The 3,154-nt window shown below is 72.2% G+C and carries 2 protein-coding genes; one reads left to right on the forward strand and one right to left on the reverse strand.

All coding sequences use genetic code 11. The features are described from left to right. Nucleotides 1-93: 93 nt before the first annotated feature. A complete protein-coding gene (locus tag ACFWI8_RS36190; protein ID WP_387100491.1) occupies nucleotides 94-1,548 on the reverse strand; it encodes an aldehyde dehydrogenase family protein in 1,455 nt (484 codons plus the stop codon). Between the two features lie 224 nt (nucleotides 1,549-1,772). Between ACFWI8_RS36190 and ACFWI8_RS36195 the strand changes: the two genes are divergently transcribed. Continuing rightward, nucleotides 1,773-3,086, forward strand: coding sequence for a M14 family metallopeptidase (locus tag ACFWI8_RS36195; RefSeq protein WP_387100494.1), 1,314 nt, complete (start codon nucleotides 1,773-1,775; stop codon nucleotides 3,084-3,086). Nucleotides 3,087-3,154: the final 68 nt, after the last annotated feature.

Here is a 3,154-nt window from a genome sequence, read left to right on the forward strand (position 1 = left end):
TTGTGGTGGGTTTGTCTTTGTTTAAAAGACACGGGGCGGCGACGGGGGGGCCACCCCCCCGGGCCATGGCCCGCGCAGCGCCGCGCGGCGTGGCTACAGCTGGAGGCCGGTGAGGACCATGACCCGCTCGTAGGTGTAGTCCTCCATGGCGAAGCGGACGCCCTCGCGGCCCACGCCGGAGTCCTTGACGCCGCCGTACGGCATCTGGTCGGCGCGGTAGGAGGGGACGTCGCCGACGATCACGCCGCCGACCTCCAGGGCCCGGTGGGCGCGGAAGGCGGCCTGCAGGTCGTGGGTGAAGAGGCCGGCCTGGAGGCCGAAGACAGAGTCGTTGGCCGCGGCGAACGCGGCCTCCTCGCCGTCCACCCTGGTCACCGAGAGGACCGGGCCGAAGACCTCCTCGCAGGCGACCTTCGCGTCGTGCGGCACGCCCTCCAGCACGGTCGGCTGGTAGCCGGCGCCCTGCCGCGTGCCGCCGGTGAGCACCTTGGCGCCGGCCGCCGTGGCCTCCTCGACCCAGGACTCGACGCGGCGCGCCGCGTCCTCGCTGACCAGCGGGCCGACGTCGGTGGCGTCGTCCGCCGGGTCGCCGGTGACCAGCGACTCGACGGCCGAGATCAACCGCGGCAGCAACCGGTCGTAGACGGCGGTGTCGGCGATCACCCGCTGCACGGAGATGCAGGACTGGCCGCCCTGGTAGTTCGAGAAGGTGGCGATGCGCTGCGCGGCCCAGTCGAGGTCGGCGTCCGAGGCGTAGTCGGCGAGCACGATGGCCGCGCCGTTGCCGCCGAGCTCCAGGGTCACGCGCTTGCGCGGCACCGAGTCCCGGATGGACCAGCCGACCGGCACGGAGCCGGTGAAGGAGATGATCGGCAGCCGCGGGTCCTGGACCAGCGGCGGCATCGCCTCGTTCGGCACCGGCAGCACGCTCCAGGAGCCGGCCGGCAGCTCGGTCTCGGCCAGCAGCTCGCCCAGCAGCAGCGCGGAGAGCGGGGTGGCGGGGGCCGGCTTGAGGATGATCGGGGCGCCGGCCGCCAGGGCGGGGGCGACCTTGTGGGCGCAGAGGTTCAGCGGGAAGTTGAACGGCGCGATGCCGAGCACCGGGCCGTAGGGGATGCGGCGGGTGAGGGCGAGCCGGCCGGCGCCGCCGGCGTCCGCGTCGAGCCGCTGGGCGGTGCCGCCGTTGAACCGGCGGGCCTCGTCGGCGGCCCAGCGGAAGACCGAGGTGCAGCGGGCCACCTCGATCCTGGCCCATTTCATCGGCTTGCCGTTCTCGGCGCTGATCAGCCGGGCGATCTCCTCGGCCCGCTCGCCGAGCCGCCGCACGACGTGGTCGAGCGCGGCGGCCCGTACGTAGGCGGGGGTGGCGGCGAACTCGTCGGCCACGGCCGCGGCCGCGGCGACCGCCTCCTCCGTCTGTTCGGGGGTGGGCACGCTCGCCGTGCCGACGGTCCTGCCGTCCCAGGGCGAGGTGACCTCCAGGGTGTCGTCGCCGGTCGCCGGGCGCCCGGCGAGCCAGAACGCCTGCGGGGATGTCGCGGTGGTCATGACCGATCCGCCCTCTCGTCGATCGCGTGCTCCTCTCCTTCCACCGTAGGCGTTTCCGGCCCGAACGGTTCTTGTCCGGTCCGTAGCGGTGTGGCGGGTGGGTGCGACGTTTCGGCAGGGGTGACGCGCGGCCCGCCCCGGCGAGGCGCCATTGACCGGGGCATGCCAGATTCGCCAGCATGGCTCCACCCCACTCGTCGCACCTACACCAACCAGGAGATGTGTTGCGACTTCCCAGACGAGGCAGGCGGACCACCGCCGCGGCCGCCATCGTGTCCCTCGCCCTGGCCATCACCGTCGGTACCCAGGCCAGCGCGGCCCCCACACCGGACGAGGGCCCGAAGGACACCGTCCCGGTCCAGCAGTACGAGGTCGCCGACCTGGACACCCAGGCCGAACGCACCGAACTGGCCAGGACCGGCACCCCGATCGACGAGGTGCGCGCGTCGTCCGTCGTGATCACCGCGGACGCCGCCGACGCCACCCGGCTGCGCGACCTCGGCTACGAGCTCACCGCGCTGCCGGGCACCGCCGCCGAACGCAACGACTTCCAGGCCGCCGCGCCCTCGGACTACCACACGTACGCGGACGTGCTGACGGTCGTGAACCAGACCCGGGCCCAGTACCCGAACCTGGTCACCAGCCGGGTGATCGGCCGCTCCTACCAGGGCCGGGACATCATCGCCGTCAAGGTCAGCGCCAACGCGACCGTGGACGAGGACGAGCCCGAGGTCCTGTTCACCCACAACCAGCACGCGCGCGAGCACCTGACCGTCGAGATGGCGCTGTACACGCTGGAGGAGCTGACCACGCAGTACGGCACCGACCCGGAGATCACCGAGCTGCTCGACACCCGTGAGGTCTGGCTGATCCCCTCGGTCAACCCCGACGGCAAGGTCTACGACCAGGAGTCCACGGGCAGCTTCCGCAGCTGGCGCAAGAACCGGCAGCCCAACTCCGGCTCGACCAACGTGGGCACCGACATCAACCGCAACTGGAACTACCAGTGGGGCTGCTGCGGCGGCTCCTCGGGCAGCACCGGCAGCGAGACCTACCGCGGCCCGTCACCCGAGTCGGCGCCGGAGACCCAGGTGGTCGCGAACTTCGTCCGCGGCCGGGTGGTCGGCGGTGAGCAGCAGATCACCTCGCACATCGACTTCCACACCTACAGCGAGCTGGTGCTGTGGCCCTACGGCTACACCTACTCGGACACCGCGGCCGGCCTGACCGCCGACGACGCCGCGGCGTTCCGCGCGCTGGGCACGGCGCTGGCCGACACCAACGGCTACACGCCGCAGCAGTCGAGCGACCTGTACATCACGGACGGCTCGATCAACGACTGGATGTGGGCCAACCAGGGGATCTTCTCGTTCACCTTCGAGATGTACCCGAGGACCGCGTCGGGCGGCGGCTTCTATCCGCCGGGCAGCGTGATCGACCGCGAGACGGCGCGCAACCGGGAGGCCGTGCTGCTTCTTCTCGACTACGCGGACTGCCCGTACCGGATCACCGGCCGGGAGTCCACCTACTGCGCGTGACGCTCCGCGGGTGAGCGGGGCTCTCCCCCGCCCACCCACCCCTGCTGCCGCTACGCGCGAGGGGAGGC

Origin of the sequence: Streptomyces sp. NPDC127098, from assembly GCF_042722465.1 — a bacterium.
Taxonomy (GTDB): domain Bacteria; phylum Actinomycetota; class Actinomycetes; order Streptomycetales; family Streptomycetaceae; genus Streptomyces; species Streptomyces millisiae.

Excerpts from the sequence above, each read along its gene's own strand:
- ACFWI8_RS36190 (WP_387100491.1), bottom strand. The coding sequence starts at position 1,548 with ATGACCACCGCGACATCCCCGCAGGCGTTCTGGCTCGCCGGGCGCCCG.